Raw genomic sequence first — 20,805 nt, 5'->3', positions numbered from 1 at the left:
CTTTCCTCTCAGGTCTTCCACCGAGCTACCCCGAGAACCGCCGACCTCCACACGCGCGCTCAGCGTTCGCTGATGAGGGGGGCGTAGTCGCCGCGGGTGAGCGGTCTGCTGGACAGGGAACCATCTGCTCGGGGTACGCCGAGAGGCTTGCCGTCGCGCAGAAAGGCCACCGTGGTGACGTCCTCGCGGCTGGTGAGGGTGCAGACGATCTGCCCGAAGGCCAGGACCTCGTCGCTGCGGCCGCCATCGTCGGCGGGTTCGTCCACCGCGACCAGGGCCTGCGTCCCGGTCACTGTCGCGCCGGCCGCGTTGACCGCCCCCGGCAGCGCGCTGGTCAGATCGTTGTCCCGTTCGGCCCCGCTGGGCCCGACGAGCAGATGCCGCAACTGGTCCGCGATGGTCGGTGGGTGGTCGACGCGCCGGACCACGGGGACGATGCGGTTGTCCCGGACCAGGCAGAGTGTCTCGGCGGCACTGCCGGCCGGCGCGGTGGTGTCGGCGGGAGCGGCGCTGCGCAGCGGCCCTGGTGGCGGCACCGTTCGAGGGGCGTCGTCGGTGGGGATGCCGCAACCGGTCAGCAGCACGGCGAGCGCCAACGGGACGAGACGACGCTGCCTCACGACAGGCTCCCGGGCAGGACGACCCGGAAACACGCGCCCCCGCCGGGGCGGTCGGCGACCGTCACGTGCCCCCCGTGCGCGGCGGCGTGCTGAGCGACCAACGCCAGCCCGAGACCGGTCCCGTCACCGGCGCCTCGGGTGTGGGCGGCTCGCCCTCGGACGAACCGGTCGAAGATCGCCTCGCGATCCTCGACGGGAACACCGGGACCGTCATCGTCGACCTCGATGACGCCACAGTCACCGTCGCGGCCCAGGCGAACAGCCACCGGGCCACCACCGTAGGTGACCGCGTTGTCGAGCAGGTTCGCCAGGACCTGGGCGATCCGTCGCCGCTCGACCTGCCACGTCGGGGGGACCTCCGGCGTCAGGCGGACGAGGCCGGCCGGCAGGTCGTACGCGTCGCAGGTCTCCCGGGCCAACGTCACCACGTCCACCGGGACACGGTGGGCGGGCTGGTCACTGCGGGCCAGGTCGATCAGGTCGTTGACGAGCCGCTGAAAACGGTCGATCTCGTCGGCGACGAGCCCGGCGGCGGTGGCCGTCCGTTCGTCCTGGTGCTCCCGACGGCGGGCCAGGACGCTGGCCGCCGCGGCGAGGGTCTGCAACGGGGAACGCAACTCGTGGCTGACGTCGGCGGCGAAGCGGCGGTCCCGCTCGATGCGCCGGGCGAGGCGGTCGACCATCTGGTTGAACGAGGACGAGAGGCGGGTGAGGTCGGGGTCGGTGGCCGGGTCGAGTCGGGCGGTGAAGTCACCGGCGGCGATCTTCTCGGCCGCGTCGGCGACCGCCGTCAGCGGCCGCAGCCCGTGCCGGGTGGCGTACCAGGCGAGGGTGGCCCCGGATCCGGCGACCAGCACCGCGACGCTGGTCAGCGCGAGGGCCAGGACGCGGAAGGTCTGCTCCAGCTCGCGCAGCGAGTTGACCTCGAAGTACGTCGCGGACGCGGACAGGGGCACACCGACCACCAGGGCGGGTTGCCCGTCGACGCGGACCCGCTGCACGGCCGGCACCCCGGCGGCGACGACCCGTAGCAGCTCGGCGGGGATGGCGGCAGTGGTGCCCGGATCGGCGGCACGCGCGTACCACTCGCCGTTGAGGTGCAACACCGGTCGCCGGTTCCCGCCGGTGTCCAACGACCGGAGCACCTCCACCACGTCCGGGGTGTCGGTGTCCAGGCCGGCATGCACCACGGCGGCGTCGAAGTAGGCGGCCCGCAGCGCGATGCGTTCCCGATCGTCGAGCAGGGAGCGGCGGGTCAACTCGTAGGAGATCAGGGCCATCGACGCCGAGAGCAGGAGCGCGCCGACGGCGAACGCGGCGGTCACCCGGGTACGCAGTCCGAGGCGTCTCATCGCTGCAGCTTGTAGCCCAGGCCCCGCAGGGTGACCAGGTGCCGGGGGTTCGCCGGGTCCGACTCGATCTTCTGGCGCAGGCGGCCCACGTGCACGTCGACGAGCCGTTCGTCGCCGCTGTCGTACCCCCAGACCCGTTGCAGCAACTGCTGACGGGACAGCACCCGGCCGGCGTGCTCGGCCAGCTCACAGAGCAGCCGGAACTCGGTACGGGTGACAGTGACCTGTTGGCCGGCGCGGCGCACCTCCCCCGCCTCCGGACTGATCTCCAACTCGCCGAAGGCGACCGCCGGCACGGGCTCCGGCGCCGATGTCGTGACCACCGGCCGGGCGCGACGGCGCAGAGCCCGCAGTCGGGCGGTCAACTCCCGGATGGCCACCGGTTTGACCACATAGTCGTCGGCGCCGGCTTCGAGGGCGGCGACGATGTCGTCGGTGCCGTCCCGGGCGCTGACCACAACGATCGGGACGTCGTCGTCACGGCGCAGCTGCCGGATGCACTCGAAACCGTCGAGGCCGGGCAGCATCAGGTCGACGAGCACGTAGTCGGCCGGGTGGTGGCGTTGGGCGCGCAGGCCCTCCTCGGCCGTGGCCGCGCCGAGCGCGTCGTAGCCCTCGTCCTCGAGAGCGAGCAGCAGCGCGAGCCGGATGCGGTCGTCGTCCTCGATCACCAGTACGGCCGTCATCCCGGAATCATGCTCGGCCGGCCGTCGGGCGGCCAACCACGCGGGCCGGCCGGCGGTTTTGTCACACAACTGTCACAGAGCCTTGCAGTGATCGCCAACCCCACCCAGCACGGTGGGGGAAGGGACCGAGAGCTGACGGAGAGGGGTACGGCAATGGCGACGCCGGTGCTGCCCGCGAGGTACACGCTGCCGCTGGTCGAGGTTCGTGTCACCGAACTCGATCTGGGCTGTCTGCCGGAGGTCGGCGCGGTGTTCGATCGGCTGCTGGCGCTGCGCCCCGCACAGATCGTGCTCGACCTGTCGGACTGCCGGCACCTCGACGCCGCCGCCATCGGGCTGCTTCTCGACGTGCACCGGCGGCTGGCTCGCGCCGACGCGGCCCTCACCGTCCGCAGTCCGAACCCTCGGGTTCGGCGCATCCTGCACACCACCCACCTGGATCAGGTGCTCTCGATCGTAAGCGAGGAAGGACCAGCAGCATGACCGTCGTCCCGGACGAGCACCTGATGACCCTGATCTGCGACACCTGCGGCGAGACCATCCGAGGCACCGCGTGCGTGCTCCCCGACGCCGAAGTGGTCTGGACCCTGGTGGCCGAGCACGGCTGGAGCGGCTCCCCCTTCGCCACCGGGCCGCACCGCTGCCCGCACTGCAGCCTTCTGCCCGCCTCGACCGGCGGCCACGCGTCCTGCGACGACCATGGCCCGGGTGGCATCCTCGGCATCGACCACCTCGACGGAACGACAGTCATCGCCGCCACCGGTGACATCGACCTCGACACCGGCGACAACCTGCGCACGGCGCTGCGGCACGTGGCCGAGGTGGGCGGGCACGTGGTCGTCGACCTGAGCCGGGTGCACATCATCGACTCGACAGGTCTCGGCCTGCTGGTCCGCGCCCACCGGGAGGCCCGCGAACGCGGTGTCACGCTCTGCCTCGCCGCTCCGTCGCGATTCATCCGCACCGTTCTGCACACCATGCGTCTGGACGGGGCTTTCCCGATCTTCGACAGCCGCGACGACGCCCTCGCCCAGTTGTCCGACGGTGGCGCGAGGACACTCCCCGAGGGTCACGCGGTGGCCGTTCCGCGCTGAGGGCACCGGCGGGCCGGCCGGGTGGCGAGCATGTTTCATGCTGAAGTGGTGATTCGTTTCGTACTGAATGTGCTCTGGCTCGTCTTCGGCGGTGGCATCGTGCTGGCGGTCGGCTACGGCATCGCCGCGCTGATCTGCTTCGTCCTGGTCATCACCATCCCGTTCGGCGTCGCGTCGCTGCGCCTCGCGGTCTACTCGCTGTGGCCCTTCGGCCGCACAGTGGTGCCCAAGCCGGGCGCGGGCGTCGGCTCCGGCATGGCGAACATCCTCTGGGTGGTGCTGGCCGGCTGGTGGCTCGCGCTCTCCCACATCCTCGCGGGCATCGCCCTCTGCGTGACGATCATCGGGATCCCGTTCGGCATCGCCAACTTCAAGCTCGTTCCGGCCGCGTTCTGGCCCCTCGGCCGCGACGTCGTGGACGTGCCCTGAACACGGAAAACGGGAGACACCCGTCTCCCGCCACTTCTAACTTATACCGCACTGGGGGGCTTGCGGCAAGACCCCATTTATGACGCAGAATCGTCGGCCGAGGCCAGATTCTGCCGAAATGGAAGTCATGAATTGGATTCCTTGCCTACCTCCGTGTTCGAACTCCCCGATCACCTCTCCCCCAAGGCCGACCCGGCGCTCATCGCCCACGACGAGGGGCACTTCGCCGCCATGGCGCAGGGCCTCGCGCAGCTGAGCGCCGAATTGTCCGACCGTCTGGACACCGCGCGCCGGGCGCCCGGCGGCAAGGGCCGGCAGGCCGTCGACCGGGACGAGGAGGTCCGCCGGCTGACCGCCCGCCTGCGCTCACTGAGCCGCTACGGGCTGGACCTGTGCCTGGGCCACGTGGTCGCGGCGGACAACCCCGAGCCCGTGTACATCGGGCGTCGCGGCCTCACCGACAGCACGGGTCGGCGGCTCCTGCTCGACTGGCGCTCACCCGCCGCCGAGCCGTTCTTCGGCGCGACCCACGCCAACCCGATGGGCCTGGCGAGCCGCCGCCGCTACCGCTGGACCCGCGGCCGGATCACCGACTACTGGGACGAGGTGTTCACAGCGGACGGGCTCGTGGGGCACGCCGTCGCGCTCGACGACCAGTCCGCGTTCATCGCCAGTCTGGGCGGCGCCCGGTCGGCCCGGATGCGCGACGTGCTCAGCACGATCCAGGCGGACCAGGACGCCATCATCCGGGCGGGGTCGGCCGGCGCCCTCGTGGTCGACGGCGGTCCGGGCACCGGGAAGACAGTCGTCGCCCTGCACCGCACCGCGTACCTGCTCTACTCCGACCCGCGCCTCGGTCAGCGCCGGGGTGGGGTGCTCTTCGTGGGGCCGCACCAGCCCTACCTGGCGTACGTCGCCGACGTCCTGCCCAGCCTCGGCGAGGAGGACGTGCAGACCTGCACCCTGCGCGACCTCGTGCCCGAGGGGGCAACGGCAACCGTCGACACCGACCCGGAGGTGGCTCGGCTGAAGTCCTCGGCCGAGCTGGTCCGGACGATCGACGCGGCCGTCCGGTTCTACGAGGACCCGCCGGTCGCCCCGATGACTATCACGGTCGGCGACTCCGACGTCCGGCTGAGCGCCGACGACTGGGCCGACGCGTTCCAGGCGCCCGGTCCGGGCACGCCGCACAACGAGGCGCGCGAGGAGATCTGGGAGGAACTGCTCACCATCCTCGTCGACAGGTACGACGGCGACGACCCGGACGACGTGCTCCGCGACTCGCTGCTGCGTAACCGGGAACTGCGGGCGACTGTCAACCGCGCCTGGCCGTTGCTCGACGCGGCCGAACTCGTGGGTGACCTGTGGTCGGTGCCCGCGTACCTGCGCAGGTGCGCGCCGTGGCTCAGCCCGGCTGAGGTCCGCAAGCTGCAACGCGACGAGCCCCGGGCCTGGACCGTTTCCGACCTGCCGCTGCTCGACGCGGCCCGGCAGCGCGTCGGCGACCCGGAGCGGTCGGGGCGCACCAGCCGGCGTGACCCGGCCGCCGCCGTCGAACGCGAGCACATGGCCCGGGTCGTCGACGAACTGCTCGCGGCCGACACCTACGACGACGGCGAGGGCCTGCTGACGATGTTGCGCCAGCCCGACCTGCGCGACGCCCTGGTCGACGAGTCCGGACTGCCGGACGCCGACCCGGACCTGCTGGCCGGCCCGTTCGCGCACATCGTCGTCGACGAGGCGCAGGAGCTGACCGACGCCCAGTGGCAGATGCTGCTGGCACGCTGCCCGTCGCGCAGCTTCACCATCGTGGGCGACCGCGCCCAGGCCCGGCACGGGTTCACCGAGTCGTGGCAGGAACGCCTCAAGCGGGTCGGGCTCGACCGGGTCACGGTGGCCTCGTTGAGCATCAACTACCGGACGCCGGCGGAGGTCATGGCGCAGGCCGAGCCGGTCATCCGGGCCGTGCTCCCCGACGCGAACGTGCCGACCTCCATCCGCGGCAACGGGCTTCCCGTCGTCCACGGATCGGTCGCCGACCTGCTGTCGATCCTCGACACCTGGCTCGCCGCGCACGCCGACGGGATCGCCTGCGTGATCGGCGACCCGACGTTCCCGCCCACGGCCCGCGTCCGGTCACTGAGCCCGGAGCAGGCCAAGGGGCTGGAGTTCGACCTGGTCGTCCTCATCGACCCGGAAACGTTCGGCACCGGCATCGAAGGGGCGGTCGACCGCTACGTCGCGATGACCCGGGCCACCCAGCAACTAGTGCTCCTGACCAGCGGCTGAGGGCGTGCCGCACATCGATCAGTGCCTAGTTGCCGAGCGTGACGTGGAGGATCTTCTCGTTGCTGTTGTTCGGGGTGCTGTCCTTGTCACCAACGTTGGTGGTGGTCAGCCACAGCCCTCCGTCGGGAGCCGGCTCCACCGTCCGCAACCGACCGTAGGTGCCACTGAAGTAGGTCTGCACGTTCGTCAGGCTGCTGCCGCTGATCACCGCGCGGTACATCCGAGCGCCTCGGGCGCAGGCCACGTACAGCGCGTCGCGCACGATCGTGATGCCGGAGCAGGACCCTTCGGCGGTCGGATAGGTGCGTGCCGGCGCGATGAATCCGGCCGTGCCGCAGGTGCCACTCGTGCCCTCGCAGGCCGGCCAGCCGTAGTTCCCGCCCTTGGTGATCAGGTTGGTCTCGTCCATGACCGAGTTGCCGAACTCCTGCTCCCACAGCCGGCCCTGCGAGTCGAACGCCAGCCCCTGCGGGTTGCGGTGGCCGTAACTCCACACGTAGTTGCCGAACGGGTTGTCCGAGGGGACGGTGCCGTCCGGGTTGAGTCGCAGGATCTTGCCTTCGAGGCTCGACCGGTCCTGGGCGTAGTTGCCGTTCTGGGCGTCGCCGGTGCTGGCGTACAGCTTGCCGTCCGGGCCGAACCGCAGGCGACCACCGTCGTGGTACTTGTTCCGCCGGATACCGCTGAGGAGCACCTGCTCGCTGGCGGTGTTGAGTCGCCCGTTCTCCAGCCTGATCCGGACGATGCGGTTGTCGCTCGGCGAGGTGTGCATGACGTACAGCCAGCGGTCGCTGGAGTAGCTGGCCGAGACGGCGAGTCCCAACAGGCCACCCTCACCGTCGGTGCTCTGCACGTTCGGCACCGTGCCCAGGTTGGTCTTGGCGCCGGTGGTCGGGTTGAGCTGGATGATGTCGTGCGCGTCGCGGCGGTTGTAGAGGACGCTGCCGTCGGGCAACGTCACCAGACCCCACGGGATGTCGGTGTCGGTGGTGACCTGCCGCACCCCGCACACCGGGTTGGCGCACGCCGTGCCGGTGGTCACCGTCGCGGTGCCGCTGCGCGAGGAGCCGTTGTCCTGCGCGTCCCGGGCCACCACGTAGTACTGGTACGCGGTGTTCGCCGCCAGACCGCTGTCGGTGAACGTGGTCGCCGGCGGCGTGCCGGTGACCGTGCCGACCTTCACGCCGCCGCGAAAGATGTCGTACGCCCGGACTCCGATGTTGTCGGTCGACGCCGTCCAGCGCAGCGTCACAGTGGTGCCCGAGGCGGTGCCGGTGAGCTGTTGCGGCGCGGTCGGTGCCTGGGTGTCCGCCTGACAGGCCGGCGGGGTGATCGACACGGTGGTGCTCGCCTGTGACACGTTGCCGGCGGCGTCGCGGGCGTTGACGTACAGGCCCCAGGTCGCCCCGGCCACCACCGTCAGGTTGGTGGAGAGCGTCGTGCCGCTCACCGACGTCATCAGCTGGCCGTCGTGGTAGATGTCGTAGAACGCCACCACGACGTTGTCCGTCGAGGCGTTCCACGCGAAGGTCACCGAGTTGCAGGTCAGGCCGCTCACCCGTGGGCTGCCCGGCGCCGACGGCGGCTGGCTGTCGGCGTTGCCGAGAGACGTCGTCCACCGCTGGTTGGACTGCCCGTTGCAGGTCCAGAGACCGACGGTGGTGCTGTTGGCGGTGCCCGCGCCGGACACGTCCAGGCACAGGCCGGACTGGACGCCGACGATGGTCCCGGAGGTGGTGATCCGCCAGCGTTGGTTGGCGCCGCCGGTGCAGCCGCTGATCTGCGCCGCGGCGGGAGCGGTGGTGTCCTGGCCGACCACGTCGAGGCACATCGTCTCGTCGTAGACCCGCAGCTCCCCGGCCGAGGTCAGGGTCCACGCCTGGTTGGCCTGGCCATTGCAGTCGTAGATGTTGACGCCGGCGCCGGCGGTCCTGACGTTGCCGACCACGTCCAGGCAGCGACCGCTGGCCACGCCCACCACTGTCGACGGTGCCGCAGCGGTAGCCGGCACACCGACCGCCAGGCTCAGCAGCGTCACCGCCGCCATCGCCACCGGCAACAGCCGACGTCGACGGTGGCGTGGGTTTCTCCGCGCGATGACTCGCATCCGTCCTCCAGGCTCAGGGCATCGACCGGCCCAGCCCGACGGCGAAGCGCCCGACCAACCGAACGTGCACATCGACCATCAAAGATGCACCCCGCGCCCATGTCAAACGATGTCCCTCGATCAGGGGGCAAAACCCGCATACCCTGCGGCCGCGAAGGCCGGCGTGGCCTGGATCCGGAGCCAGGGCAAGGAGACCCTGGACAACCTGCGGCTGGTCGTCGGTGTGCTGCGCGGCAGGCCGGGGCACGAGGGCGGCGACGGCGCCGCCCCGGTGCCGGGGCTGGGCATGCTCGACGACCTCGTCAGCACCGCGGGCGACCTCGCCGGCCCGGTGGAGTTCGTCCGGGAGGGCGAGCAGCGCGAGGTGTCGCCGATCGCCGACGTCGCGCTCTACCGGATCGCGCAGGAGTCGCTCAGCAACGCCCGCCAGCACGCCCCGGGCGCTCCGGCGCGGGTGGTGCTCCGCTTCGAGCCCCGCTCGGTGTCGCTGGAGGTGGTGAACGAACCCGCCGCGCCGCGAGGCGTACCGGCGGCGCGGACCGGTGGGGTCGGTCTGGTGGGCATGCGCGAGCGAGCGCAGCTGATCGGTGCGACGTTCACGGCCGGCCCGACGGCGGCCGGTGGCTGGTCCGTCGCCGCCACACTCCCGACGAACGGTCCCGCCACCTCGCGATTGAAGGAAGAGGCCCCAGCATGATCAGAGTGATGCTCGTCGACGACCAGGCGGTCGTCCGTGCCGGCTTCCGCGTCATCCTGGAGCAGGCCGGCGAGATCGAGGTCGTGGCGGAGGCGTCGAGCGGGTCCGCCGCAGTCGAACTGGCCCGCCGGCTGCAACCGGACGTCATCTGCATTGACGTCCGGATGCCGCACGGCGACGGGCTCACCGCGACCCGGCAGATCGTCGCCGAGGCGCCCGGGACGCCACCGGCGGTGCTGGTCGTGACGACCTTCGACCTCGACGAGTACGTCTTCGGCGCGTTGGAATCCGGCGCCAGCGGGTTCATCCTCAAGGACTGTGAGCCGGAGGACCTGATCGAGGCGATCCGCCGCCTCGCGAGCGGGTACGGGCTCGTCGACCAGGCCGTCACCCGTCGGGTGATCTCGGAGTTCGGCAGGCGCACGCCCGCTCCCCGCTCCGACGCGGCGGCGGCGCACCAGCTGACCGCGCGGGAGACCGAGATCGTGGAGTTGCTCGCGCAGGGCCTGTCGAACGTCGAGATCGCCGAGCAGCTCTTCATCGAGACCAGCACTGTCAAGTCGCACCTCGGGCGGGCCATGGCGAAGATCGGCGCACGGGACCGGCTGCAGACCGTGGTGTGGGCGTACCAGAACGGGGTGGTCCACCGGTGACAGCCGCGCCCCGGTGCGGCAGGCGCGGCTGTCACCGTCCGGATCTCGGTTTCGGTCAGGTGCGGGAGGTCGCCCAGGCGCCGCACGTGACGTTGTTGAACACGCCGTAGCGGGTACACACCCGAATCGTGATCCACCGCTTCTCCGCCACGTCCTCGTTGCACGCGACCCGGCCACCTTGGTTGTCGCCGCAGATGCCCGTCCGGCCGTAGTCGGTGTACCACTCGCCGTAGGAGGCGTAGTGGCCCGGATAGGGGTCGTAGGTGTAGTGAGTGAGGACGATGTAGTCCCCCGCGCTCTCGAAACTGACCGACCCGTAACCGTTGTACGAGTAGGCGTCGGCGCTCGCCGGGGCCGCCGTTCCCGTCACGAGCGCCGCGACCATCGCGCCCGAGATGGCCAACGTTCTGAGCAACTTCATCGATCTCTCCTGCCGTCGACTGTCCGGTGGAGCACCCGGCTCCGGCCTCAGCCTGGACGAGCGCGCTGCCTGTGGGAACCACCTCGAACAGGCCCGCACAACCCCGAACAGACCTCCGGTGCGGGTCTACCAGAGCAACTGATGAACCTGCTCAGCGCGACTGGGTAGGGATTTCAAGCCCTCGGGTGGGGTGAAGCCCCGTCAGCCACCCACCCAGCGTCGAGAGTGGACAACTCGGGAGTACGATCCCGGGCGTACCGCTGTGGTGACCTCCTGCTGACGACCCCTCGATAGGAGCCTGGCATGGCCGGCCCGGACGCCGAACTCGCCGCGAAGCTTCAGCCCGACGTGCCGCACGCGGCACGGATCTGGAACTACTGGATGGGCGGCAAGGACAACTTCCAGTCCGACCGGGCGGCCGGCGACGCTGTCGCCGAGGTCTACCCGGAGATCGTCCTCATGGCACAGCAGTCACGCGTGTTCCTGGTGCGGGCCGTGCGTTACCTCGCGGCCGAGGCGGGCATCCGGCAGTTCCTGGACATCGGCACCGGCCTGCCCACCATGCAGAACACGCATGCGGTCGCCCAGGGCATCGCGCCCGACTCGCGGATCGTCTACGTGGACAACGACCCGATGGTGCTGGTGCACGCGCGGGCACTGCTGGCCAGCACGACGTCGGAGGGTGTCACCACCTACGTCCCGGCCGACTACCACGACCCGGAGAAGATCCTCGCCGAGGCGGCGCAGACGCTCGACTTCGACCAGCCCATCGCCGTCATGTACATGGGCGTGATGGGCTACGAGCCCGACCTGGACGTGGTCCGCTCGATCGTCGGACGCACGATGGACGCGGTGCCGTCCGGCTCCCACCTGGTGCTCTGGGACGGCACCGACACCAGCCCGGCGGTGGTCTCCGGTGCCGACCGGCTGGCGCAGAGCGGCGGCGTCCCGTACATCCTGCGCAGCCCGGAAGAGCTCGAGAGTTGCTTCGACGGGCTGACGATGGTGGAGCCGGGCCTGGTGCCCATCCCCCTGTGGCGACCGGAGAATCCCGACGCCGTCGGGATCGACGCCTACGGAGCGGTGGCCCGCAAGCCCTGACCGACACGACGTCCGCCCCGCTCCCGTTATCGCGCCGGAGCGGGGCGGACGTCGTTCACCGCGCGCACGCCAGGGTCAGGCCGTCGGGCACCGCGCTGCTCGCCACGAGCAGACCGAACGTTGTCGCCCCGTCCAGCGCCAGCGTCCCGTTGTAGGAGGCGTTGCGGACGGTGACGTCGGCGCCGGCCGTCTCGGCCACCCCACCCCAGGCCGTCTGGACCCGCTCGTCACCGGACCACCGCCAGGAGACGCGCCACTGGTCCAGCGGCAGCGTTCCGGTGTTGCGGACCGTGACCGTCGCGACGAAGCCGCCGCCCCAGCGGGCGTCGATCGTGGCCGTCGCGCGGCACGAGGTCAGCGAGGCGGTCCGCGCCGACCAGATCATGTATGGGTCGCGCTTACCGTCAGGGTCGCTGAACCGGTACCAGTACTCCGTGTCGGGTGTCAGACCCCCGATGGTCACCGTGCCGGTGCGCTCCGGCCCCGAGACGGCCTCGGCCACCGGCGTCCGCCACTGTTGGGCGTCCTCGCGGCTGGCAAAGAGGCTGATGGTCATCGGCGGGTCGTAACCGCAGGGCGGCCGAAAGAAGATCGAGTACGAGATGGTCACGCTCGTAGTGGTGACCCCTGCGACGCTTCCGGTGATCGGCAGAGCCGGCGGGCAGGTGAGGGTCGGCGACGGCGACGGCGTGGCCGACAGCGTGGGGGTGGGCGTCGCCTCGGTGGCGGTGGCCGTCCCGGCCCAGGCGGCCACCGCCATGGTCGTGACAGCGAGGAGCATGCGAAGCATTGGTGCCTCCGTGATTACCGGGCACCGATGACCGAGGTGGTGGCCGGTGCCGCGCTCGGGTTCCGGTCGCCGACGAGGCTGCCCGGCACGGGTGACATGGTCACCTCGCGCGCCCCGTGGGCCGGAGGAGATCTGGTGCGCGCTGGCTCCCCGAGCACGACCGAACCACAGCATGGCAGTCGATGAACATCGATACAACCCGATCCCGATCCCGCCGGTCCGTCACCGGGGAGACGACTCCACCCGCACCCGGTCGCTCTCGTTGTCGGAGAGGAAGGACGCCAGCGCCTGCCCCTGCTCGGTCACGGCGGCCCGGTCCGCTGCGGAGAATCCACGCAGTGGGCTGACGGTCACCGTGCCCGACTCGACGGTCCAGGTCGCCGCGACCCGGCCGTCGACGAGCACCACGCGCTCGCCGGCCACCGAGAGGCCACGGTGGGCGTCGTCGATGATCCGGCTACGGTCGTCGTAGCCGAGGATCGCGTTGTCGAAAGCCGGCAGGAACCGCACCGGGGCGGGTGTCTCCGGGTCGGGGCGCGGCGCGTCGGGGAGGTCGATCAGCTTCCGGCCACGCTCGTCGCGGAGGGTCACCAGCTCATCGCGCAGAGCGGCCACCGCGGCCGGCAGCCCGGCGAGGCCGCACCAGGCCCGCAGGTCGGCCGTGGTCGCCGGGCCGAACGCGGCGAGATAGCGGCGTACGAGCAACTGGCCGACCGGATCGGCGCCCTCCGCGGCCGGCGGGGCGATCTCCCGGTCGAGCCACGCGGAGAGCAGGACGTAGCGTGCGCCCGCCTTCGCCCGCCACACCCCGCGCGGCGGCACCTGTGTCATCGGGAGCAGCGCGACAGCGATCTCGCCCAGCACCCGCGGCCCCGGCGTCGGCCAGCGCTCGCCGAGCGCCCGCCCGATCTCGGGCATCGAGCGGGGCTCACCGTCGGCCACCACCGCCCGCGCGGCAACGGCGAGATCGTCGAGGTCCACCCCGTCGAGCTCGCTGCGGTAGACCCCGAGCACGCGTTGGCGCAGCATGGCGTCGTGCCGGGCGCGCCAGGCCACGACGTCGGCGGCGACGAGCAGGTGGACGGTGCGGCGCATGAGGTGGGTACGCACCACGTGTCGCTGGGTCAGCAGGGTCGAGAGCACCGCCGAGTCGAACGCGCGCAGCCGCGACCACAGCCCGACGAACGGCTCCTGCGGCTCCTGGGCCTGTAGGCCACCCAGGTGGGCGACGGCATCGAGCGCCGGCAGGTCGGCGCGGTCGAGCAGCAACTGCCGTGCGAGCGTCGCGCGGTTGAGCGCCCGGCTGTCGAGAACTGTCATCGGATCCTCTCGGTCGACCTCATTGTCCGACCGAGAGTGACAGTCTCGGGCGCGAGCGGATCGCCCCTGCGCGCGGTACGCGGCTTCGCCCCGTCCGGCAGTGCCGGGCGGGGCGAAGTGGAGCGGCGTGCACCGATCAGTGTCTGCCCAGGAAGATCCCGATGCCGTTGGCGACCATTCGCTCCGTACCGTCGGATGGGCTGTTGCGGGCGGTGGCTGCGGCCTGGCCCGGCTCGCGGACGGCGACAGTGCTCGAGCCGCCGCCGTCGAGGTTCACGGCGGCGTCCGCGCCGAGCGAGCGCATCAGGTCGGCCAGTTCGGCGATCGTGAACCCGGCGCTGGCCGGGGCGCGGCCGGCCAGGGCGACCAGGTACACGGTCCGCCCGTCGGGGCTGACACCGGCCGCGCTGCGTACCGCGGCGGTCTTGGCGTCCAGGCCGGCCAGCGGCGCACCGTCGCGCAGGATCGGCGCGCCACCGACCGCGAAGGTCAGCTTCGGCTTGCCGGCGGAGACGAGCTTCTCGCGCACCTGCACCCGGTCGCCGACGGCGAGGTCGTCGAGCGCGTCCGCGCCGCTTTCCCGGCCGACCAGCACCTGGGTGTCGGCCGGGATCGCTCCCGCACCGGGCGTCTGGCCCACGGTGGTCACCACGCCGTCACGGACGGTCACCTCGTAGGTGTGGGTGCTGCACGGGTCGCTGCGGTTCGTGTCGGTGCCGCAGGTGGACCGGACCCGGGAGGCGGTCCCCCAGTCGGCGGTGAACAGGCCGACGCCGTCCACCGGCAGCGCGTACTGGTTGAGGCCGCCCAGCGCGATCGTGCCCTTCCTGCTGCGCACCTCGCCGTCGAGGCTCAGGGTGTCGACGCGCGCCTTGCCGTTCACGCCGACGCCGAACACGTCCTGGGTCGAGGTGCCGGGGGCGAGGCCGGGGCCGAAACGCTGAGCGGTCGGTACCGCGAACTTCAGCTCCTCGCCGTCGGCGATCTCGGGACCGGACGACGAGTAGGTCGGGGTGACGCCGACGTGCGTCTCACTGTTGTTGAAGAAGTCGCCGTTGACGCCGGCGACGGCACCCTGCTCGTTCGTCATCGCCGAGACGACAGTGCGCTGCGCCACCGCGTCGGGGTGCAGCAGGTCCAGGGAGACCTTGTTCTTCTTGAGGTCGGCCGTGAGCAGGTAACCGACGGTGACGCCCCGGGGCGTGGTCACCTCGAACGAGCCGTAGGTGACGCCCGGGGCGAGTTGCTCGGTCGAGGTGATGGTGATCGGGCTGTCGGTCGCGGGTACCGTGACGGTCGCGGCGTGGGCGACGCCGGCCGGTGCCACGAGCGTGGTCAGCCCCGCCGCGAGCAGCAGCGCCAGACGTGGGCGTACGAGGTGCGGTGACCTCATTGCCGCTCCCTTCCTGATGCGTTCCTGGCCTGGGCCGGGATGGTCGAGCCGGGCCGGCGCTTGACCGGACCAGCGATGATCTACCTGGCCAGCCGATCACCCGGGGGTGAACGCGGAAGGCTGCGGACGTGAACCGCCCGCACCGTCTTGATCAACTGCCGGAGCGGCGCCGCCCCCGGGGGCGCCAAAAAGTTTTGTGCACTTCCTACAACTGAGGGACGGTGGGTTCGGTGGTTGCGCCATAGCGCTGGCCGCCGCCACGCGGAAAGGTGATCACTGCTGGGAGCCGTCGTCTCGCGGCACGCAGGTCGAGGTCTAGCTAAGGGGTTTTTCGGGTGTTCAACCGTGTCGCCATCGTCAACCGTGGTGAAGCCGCCATGCGGCTCATCCACGCGGTCCGCGAGCTGGCCGCGGAGACCGGCATCCAGCTTGAAACCGTGGCTCTCTACACCGATGTCGACCGCAACGCCACATTCGTCCGCGAAGCGGACATCGCCTACGATCTCGGCCCGGCATCCGCCCGCCCGTACCTCAACCTGGCGGTGCTGGAGCGCGCCCTGACCGAGACCGGGGCCGACGCCGCGTGGGTCGGCTGGGGCTTCGTCGCCGAGGATCCGGCGTTCGCGGAGCTGTGCGAGAAGATCGGCGTCACCTTCGTCGGGCCGAGCCCGGACGCCATGCGCCAACTTGGCGACAAGATCGGCTCGAAGCTGATCGCCGAGAAGGTCGGCGTGCCGGTCGCGCCGTGGAGCCGCGGCGCCGTCGAAACCCTGGACGCCGCCAGGGCCTCGGCGGCCGAGGTCGGCTACCCGCTGATGCTGAAGGCGACAGCGGGCGGCGGCGGGCGCGGCATCCGCGTGATCAGGAACGAAGCCGAGCTGGTCGACGCGTACGAGCGCACCAGCCAGGAGGCGGCACGGGCGTTCGGCAGCGGCATCGTGTTCCTGGAGCGCCTGGTCACCGGGGCCCGGCACGTCGAGGTCCAGGTGATCGCCGACGGGCAGGGCACCGCGTGGGCGCTCGGCGTCCGCGACTGCTCGGTGCAGCGACGCAACCAGAAGGTCATCGAGGAGTCGGCGTCGCCGGTGCTCGACGCGGCGCAGGCCGCCGAGCTGAAGACGTCGGCCGAGCGGCTGGCCATCGCGGTCGGCTACCGCGGCGCGGCGACCGTCGAGTTCCTCTACCACCCGGGCGACCGGCTGTTCGCGTTCCTCGAGGTCAACACCCGCCTCCAGGTCGAGCACCCGATCACCGAGCTGACCACCGGGTTCGACCTGGTCAAGGCCCAGCTGCACGTCGCCTCCGGCGGGCGCCTCGAAGGTGCGCCGCCGGCCGAACGCGGGCACGCCATCGAGGCGCGGCTCAACGCCGAGGACCCCGACCGCGACTTCGCGCCGTCGCCCGGCCGCATCGCCCGGCTGGACCTGCCCAGCGGCCCCGGCATCCGGGTGGACACCGGCGTCAGCGAGGGCGACACCATCCCGGCCGACTTCGACTCGATGATCGCGAAGATCATCGCGTACGGCCGCGACCGCGACGAGGCGCTCGGCAAGCTGCGTCGGGCGATGGCGAACACCACCGTGATCATCGAAGGTGGGGCGACGAACAAGAGCTTCGTGCTCGACCTGCTCGACCAGCCCGAGGTGATCGACGCCAGCGCGGACACCGGCTGGATCGACCGCGTCCGCGGCGAGGGCCGGCTCGTCACGCACCGCCACTCCGCGGTCGCCCTGGCGGCCGCCGCCATCGAGGCGTACGAGGAGGAGGAGCGCGTCGAGCGGCAGCGGCTGCTGTCGACGGCGGCCGGTGGACGTCCGCAGGTGCAGCACGCCAGCGGCCGACCGTTGGACCTCAAGCTGCGCGGCGTCGGTTACCGCACACGGGTGGCACGCGTCGGCGCGCACCGGTTCCGGGTCGGCATCGAGACCGGCCCCGTCGTGCGCACCGCCGACGTCGAACTCGACCGCTTCGACCGGCACACCGGTCAGATCGTCGTCAACGGCATCCGCTACCGCCTGCTCACCGGCACGTACGGGCCGACCCACCTGGTCGAGGTGGACGGCGTGACGCACCGGGTCAGCCGGGACGAGGGTGGCGTCCTGCGCTCCCCGATGCCCGCGCTCGTCGTCGCCACGCCACTGGAGGTCGGCGCAGAGGTCGAGGCGGGCGCGCCGGTGCTGGTGCTGGAAGCGATGAAGATGGAGACGGTGCTGCGGGCGCCGTTCAAGGCGCGGCTGAAGGAGTGCGCCGTCTCGGTGGGTAGCCAGGTGGAGGCGGGTGCGCCGCTGCTGCGCCTGGAGCCGCTCGCGGACGACGCCGAGGAGACCGCGGACGACCCGACCGCCGAGACCGTCGAACTGGACCTGCCCACCGCCGCCGCGGACATCCCGGCGTACGAGCGCAGCAGGCGCGGTCAGGAGGACCTGCGCGGTCTGCTGCTCGGCTTCGACGTCGACCCGCACGACGACAGCCGGGTGCTCGACGGCTACCTCACCGCACGGCGGGCGGCCATCGAGGACGGCCAGCGGCCGCTCGCCGCCGAGCTCGACCTCATCGACGTGTTCGCCGATCTCGCCGAGCTGAGCCGCAACCGGCCGACGGGCGAGGACGGCGGCGCCGCGCACGTGCACAGCGCCCGGGAGTACTTCCACACCTACCTGCAGAGCCTCGACGTCGAGCGGGCCGGGCTGCCGGACGCCTTCCAGACCAGGCTCGGCAAGGCGCTCGGCCGGTACGGCGTCACCGACCTGGAACGCTCCCCCGCCCTCGAAGCCGCAGTCTTCCGGATCTTCCTCGCCCAGCAGCGCGCGACCGCGGACGCGCAGGTCATCGCGACGCTGCTGCGGGCCTGGCTGCAGGAGACCCCGCCGGACGAGACGCTGCGCGAACCGGCCGGCCTCGCGCTGGAGCGGCTGATCGCCGCGACGCAGGTGCGCTTCCCCGTGGTCGCGGACCTTGCCCGTGGCGTGGTGTTCGCCTGGTTCGCCCAGCCGCTGCTGCGCCGCAACCGCGCCCGCGTCTACGCCGAGGTCCGCGGGCACCTGCGACACCTGGACGCGCACCCGGACGCCGCGGACCGCGCCGAGCGCATCGCCGAGATGGTGCGCAGCACCGAGCCTCTGGTCCGGCTGCTCGGCCAGCGGCTCGTCCGCGACCACCTCGACAACGCGGTCATGTTGGAGGTGCTGACCCGGCGCTACTACGGCAACCGGGCGCTCACCAGCGTGCGTACCCGCCAGGTCGCGGACTGCACGTTCGTGGTCGCCGAGCGCGCCGACTCGAGCGTGGTCTCCGCCGCGGTGAGCTTCGACGCGCTGGGCAGCGCCCTGCGTGGGCTGGCCGAGCTGGCCACCGGCGAGGACTCCGTGGACGCCGACATCTACCTCGGCTGGGAGAACCAGCCGGAGGACTTCGACGCGATGGCGGACGCGCTGGCCGAGGTCATCGCCGCGCACCCGCTGCCGTCCCAGGTCCGTCGGGTGACCACCACCGTCGCGGGCCGCGGCGGGTCGGTGATGCACCACCACTTCACCTTCCGCCCGTCCGGCGCCCAGTTGACCGAGGACCGGCTGATCCGCGGGCTGCACCCGTACATCGCGCAGCGGATGCAGCTGGAGCGGCTGCACAAGTTCGACCTGACCCGGCTGCCGTCGTCGGACGAGGAGGTCTACCTCTTCCAGTGCGTGGCGCGGGAGAACCGGGCCGACGAGCGCCTCGTGGCGTTCGCGCAGGTGCGTGACCTGACCGAGCTTCGCGAGCAGGACGGCCGCCTGGTCGCGCTGCCGACGGCCGAGGACGCCATCGCCACCTGCCTCGACTCGATCCGCCGCGCCCAGTCGCGGCGGCCGTCGAAGACGCGCTTCAACACCAACCGGATCGTGGTCTACGTGTGGCCGCCGAGCGAGCTGACCCGCGAGGAGATGGAGATGATCGCCGGGCGCGTCCGCCCGACGACCGCGGGCGCCGGCCTGGAGGAGATCCTGTTCATCGCGCGGCAGCGCGACCGCCGCACCGGCGAGCTGACCAAGATCGCCGTACGGATCTCGTTCGACGCCGCGGGCGGGGCCGAGCTGGCCGTCGGGGAACCGCCGGTCGAGCCGATCGAACCGCTCGACGAGTACCGGCTCAAGGTCCTGCGGGCCAGCAGCCGCAACACCGTGTACCCGTACGAGCTGACCGGTCGGCTCGGTGACTTCGTCGAGCACGACCTCGACGACGCCCACGTGTTGGTGCCGGTGGATCGGCCGAAGGGGCGCAACAGCGCCGCCATCGTGGCCGGGGTGGTCACGACCCCGACGGAGCGTTACCCGCAGGGTGTCACCCGGGTGGTGCTGCTCGGCGACCCGACGAAGTCGCTGGGCGCCCTGTCCGAGCCGGAGTGCCGGCGCGTGATCGCCGCACTGGACCTGGCCGAGCGGATGCAGGTGCCGCTGGAGTGGTGGGCGCTGTCCGCCGGGGCACGGATCTCGATGACCTCCGGTACGGAGAACATGGACTGGGTGGCCGCGGCGCTCAAGCGGATCGTCGAGTTCACCCAGGCCGGCGGTGAGATCAACATCGTCGTCGCGGGCATCAACGTCGGCGCGCAGCCGTACTGGAACGCCGAGGCGACGATGCTCATGCACACCAAGGGCATCCTGGTGATGACGCCCGACTCGGCGATGGTGCTCACCGGCAAGCAGTCCCTCGATTTCTCCGGTGGTGTGTCGGCCGAGGACAACTTCGGCATCGGCGGCTACGACCGGGTGATGGGGCCGAACGGGCAGGCGCAGTACTGGGCGCCGAACCTGACGGCCGCACGGGACGTGGTGATGGCGCACTACGACCACACGTACGTCGCGCCCGGCGAGGACGCGCCCCGACGGGCCGTCACCACCGACCCGGCCGACCGCGACATCTCCACCTTCCCGCACGACGTGGCGGACAGCGCCTTCACCACCGTCGGGGAGATCTTCTCCGTCGAGACCAACCCGGACCGCAAGAAGCCGTTCGACATCCGTACGGTGATGCGGGCTCTCTCCGACCAGGACCACCAGGTGCTGGAGCGCTGGGCCGGCATGGCGGACGCGGACACCGCGGTCGTGCAGGACGTCCACCTCGGTGGCATCCCGGTCTGCCTGCTCGGCATCGAGTCCCGGTCGGTGCCACGGCACGGCTTCCCGCCCACCGACGGTCCGGACACCTACACGGCGGGCACGCTGTTCCCCCGCTCGTCGAAGAAGGCCGCGCGGGCGATCAACGCGGCCAGCGGCAACCGGCCGCTCGTCGTGCTGGCGAACCTGTCCGGCTTCGACGGCTCACCGGAGTCGATGCGCAAGCTGCAACTGGAGTACGGCGCCGAGATCGGCCGGGCGATCGTGAACTTCCGGGGACCCATCGTCTTCTGTGTGATCTCGCGCTACCACGGCGGTGCGTTCGTGGTGTTCTCGAAGGCGCTGAACCCGAACATGACGGTGCTGGCGTTGGAGGGTTCGTTCGCCTCGGTGCTCGGTGGCGCACCCGCCGCCGCTGTGGTGTTCTCCGCCGACGTCAACGCCCGTACGGCGGCCGACCCGCGGGTGCGGGACCTGGAGGCCCGCACCGCCGCCTCGGCCGGCACCGAACGCGCCGCGCTGACCGCGGAACTCGACGAGCTGCGCTCGTCGGTGCGCGCGGAGAAGCTCAGTGAGGTGGCCGCGGAGTTCGACCGGGTGCACAACATCCACCGCGCCGTCGAGGTCGGCTCGGTGGACGCCGTCATCCGCGCCGCCGAGCTGCGTCCGCGCATCATCGAGGCCATCGAGACCCGGCTGGGTTAGCGCGGCCGGCACGCCCGCACCACGTCAGCACCACCGGTCGTCGACCGGTGGTGCT

General features: G+C 71.5%; 16 protein-coding genes. 8 read left to right on the top strand and 8 right to left on the bottom strand.

The annotated features are described in order from the left end of the window. Nucleotides 1–59 precede the first annotated feature (59 nt). Genes IW248_RS06735 through IW248_RS06725 form a run of 3 tightly spaced genes read right to left on the bottom strand, consistent with a single transcriptional unit; the run spans nt 60 to nt 2,658 of the window. Nucleotides 60–620: a GerMN domain-containing protein gene (locus tag IW248_RS06735; RefSeq protein ID WP_196926162.1), complete on the bottom strand. Its 561-nt coding sequence runs from the start codon at nt 618–620 to the stop codon at nt 60–62. Then, on the bottom strand, nt 617–1,972 hold the full coding sequence (locus IW248_RS06730) for a sensor histidine kinase (RefSeq protein WP_196926161.1): 1,356 nt from the start codon (nt 1,970–1,972) through the stop codon (nt 617–619). The genes IW248_RS06735 and IW248_RS06730 overlap by 4 nt, the downstream gene beginning before the upstream one ends. Beyond that, on the bottom strand, nt 1,969–2,658 hold the full coding sequence (locus IW248_RS06725) for a response regulator transcription factor (protein WP_124818135.1): 690 nt from the start codon (nt 2,656–2,658) through the stop codon (nt 1,969–1,971). The genes IW248_RS06730 and IW248_RS06725 overlap by 4 nt, the downstream gene beginning before the upstream one ends. Nucleotides 2,659–2,811: 153 nt before the next feature. Here IW248_RS06725 and IW248_RS06720 point away from each other — a divergent pair, with 153 nt between their 5' ends. The 4 genes from IW248_RS06720 to helR all read left to right on the top strand — a co-directional run bounded on the left by IW248_RS06720 (nt 2,812) and on the right by helR (nt 6,470). Continuing rightward, nucleotides 2,812–3,141, top strand: coding sequence for an STAS domain-containing protein (locus IW248_RS06720; protein ID WP_196926160.1), 330 nt, complete (start codon nt 2,812–2,814; stop codon nt 3,139–3,141). Continuing rightward, nucleotides 3,138–3,752 (top strand): STAS domain-containing protein, encoded by a 615-nt coding sequence (locus tag IW248_RS06715; RefSeq protein ID WP_196926159.1) that lies wholly within the window; start codon nt 3,138–3,140, stop codon nt 3,750–3,752. Before IW248_RS06720 ends, IW248_RS06715 begins: the two co-directional genes overlap by 4 nt. Before the next feature lie 48 nt (nt 3,753–3,800). After that, nucleotides 3,801–4,181, top strand: a complete 381-nt coding sequence (locus tag IW248_RS06710) for a YccF domain-containing protein (protein WP_196926158.1) — start codon at nt 3,801–3,803, stop codon at nt 4,179–4,181. 153 nt (nt 4,182–4,334) lie between these two features. Beyond that, on the top strand, nt 4,335–6,470 hold the full coding sequence (gene helR / locus IW248_RS06705) for an RNA polymerase recycling motor ATPase HelR (RefSeq protein WP_307787804.1): 2,136 nt from the start codon (nt 4,335–4,337) through the stop codon (nt 6,468–6,470). Nucleotides 6,471–6,495: 25 nt separating this feature from the next. On the opposite strand, the gene IW248_RS06700 is transcribed toward helR, so the two are convergent. Continuing rightward, nucleotides 6,496–8,577, bottom strand: a complete 2,082-nt coding sequence (locus IW248_RS06700; protein WP_196926156.1) for a PQQ-dependent sugar dehydrogenase — start codon at nt 8,575–8,577, stop codon at nt 6,496–6,498. A gap of 163 nt (nt 8,578–8,740) precedes the next feature. On the opposite strand from IW248_RS06700, the gene IW248_RS06695 reads away from it, so the two are divergent. Both IW248_RS06695 and IW248_RS06690 read left to right on the top strand, forming a co-directional pair. After that, a complete protein-coding gene (locus tag IW248_RS06695) occupies nt 8,741–9,274 on the top strand; it encodes a sensor histidine kinase (protein WP_196926155.1) in 534 nt (177 codons plus the stop codon). After that, nucleotides 9,271–9,927: a response regulator gene (locus tag IW248_RS06690; protein WP_196926154.1), complete on the top strand. Its 657-nt coding sequence runs from the start codon at nt 9,271–9,273 to the stop codon at nt 9,925–9,927. Before IW248_RS06695 ends, IW248_RS06690 begins: the two co-directional genes overlap by 4 nt. 55 nt (nt 9,928–9,982) lie before the next feature. Here IW248_RS06690 and IW248_RS06685 read toward each other — a convergent pair whose 3' ends face one another. After that, entirely contained in the window at nt 9,983–10,348 is a 366-nt protein-coding gene (locus IW248_RS06685; RefSeq protein ID WP_196926153.1) for a hypothetical protein, read from the bottom strand. A 303-nt stretch (nt 10,349–10,651) separates the two neighbouring features. On the opposite strand from IW248_RS06685, the gene IW248_RS06680 reads away from it, so the two are divergent. Then, nucleotides 10,652–11,449 (top strand): SAM-dependent methyltransferase, encoded by a 798-nt coding sequence (locus tag IW248_RS06680; RefSeq protein ID WP_196926152.1) that lies wholly within the window; start codon nt 10,652–10,654, stop codon nt 11,447–11,449. 55 nt (nt 11,450–11,504) lie between these two features. Here the strand turns inward: IW248_RS06680 and IW248_RS06675 are convergent, their stop codons facing one another. The 3 genes from IW248_RS06675 to IW248_RS06665 form a co-directional block, all read right to left on the bottom strand. Further along, on the bottom strand, nt 11,505–12,239 hold the full coding sequence (locus IW248_RS06675; protein ID WP_196926151.1) for a cellulose binding domain-containing protein: 735 nt from the start codon (nt 12,237–12,239) through the stop codon (nt 11,505–11,507). 222 nt (nt 12,240–12,461) lie between these two features. Next, nucleotides 12,462–13,559, bottom strand: coding sequence for a winged helix DNA-binding domain-containing protein (locus tag IW248_RS06670; RefSeq protein WP_196926150.1), 1,098 nt, complete (start codon nt 13,557–13,559; stop codon nt 12,462–12,464). 136 nt (nt 13,560–13,695) lie between these two features. Next, the gene (locus IW248_RS06665) at nt 13,696–14,952 is read right to left on the bottom strand and encodes a phosphodiester glycosidase family protein (RefSeq protein ID WP_196926149.1); all 1,257 of its coding nucleotides are present in this window, start codon (nt 14,950–14,952) and stop codon (nt 13,696–13,698) included. Nucleotides 14,953–15,287: 335 nt separating this feature from the next. On the opposite strand from IW248_RS06665, the gene IW248_RS06660 reads away from it, so the two are divergent. Next, nucleotides 15,288–20,750 carry an ATP-binding protein gene (locus IW248_RS06660; RefSeq protein WP_196926148.1) on the top strand — a complete coding sequence of 1,821 codons (5,463 nt, stop codon included), beginning with the start codon at nt 15,288–15,290 and terminating at the stop codon, nt 20,748–20,750. Nucleotides 20,751–20,805: the final 55 nt, after the last annotated feature.

The sequence above is a fragment of the Micromonospora ureilytica genome (genome assembly GCF_015751765.1).
Lineage (GTDB): Bacteria > Actinomycetota > Actinomycetes > Mycobacteriales > Micromonosporaceae > Micromonospora > Micromonospora ureilytica.
The sequence above is the reverse complement of the archived record's forward strand: the minus strand, read 5'-3'. Positions and strand labels throughout refer to the sequence as shown.